Source organism: Pseudomonas sp. UBA6699, from assembly GCF_002454615.1.
In the GTDB taxonomy this organism is placed as follows: domain Bacteria; phylum Pseudomonadota; class Gammaproteobacteria; order Pseudomonadales; family Pseudomonadaceae; genus Aquipseudomonas; species Aquipseudomonas juntendi.
Genome location: NZ_DKJF01000039.1, coordinates 1 through 245, shown reverse-complemented (window position 1 = coordinate 245; position 245 = coordinate 1). Strand labels below are relative to the sequence as shown.

Annotated in this window: 1 pseudogene; it reads left to right on the top strand. The window is 63.7% G+C overall.

Features of this window, described 5'->3' with window-relative positions:
• Window positions 1-203 (top strand): annotated as a pseudogene (locus B3361_RS07655) (chemotaxis protein); the annotation flags it as partial.
• Window positions 204-245: the final 42 nt, after the last annotated feature.

The window sequence follows — 245 nt, the reverse complement described above, 5'->3', positions numbered from 1 at the left end:
CCACCGAGGAAATCGCGCGGGTGGTGCAGCAGAACGAGCAGTTGGCGCAAGCGGCGGTGACGATCATCGACACCAGCAAGCGCCAAGCCGAACAGGGGCTGGCGCTGGCCGATCAGACGGGCAGCGTGATTGTCGAGATCCAGGACGGGGCGAAGCGGGTGGTGGACGTGGTTGGGCAGTTTTCCAGCCGGTTGGGGCACTGAAACCCAAACCAGACGCGCTCTGCTTTTTGTAGGAGCGGCCTT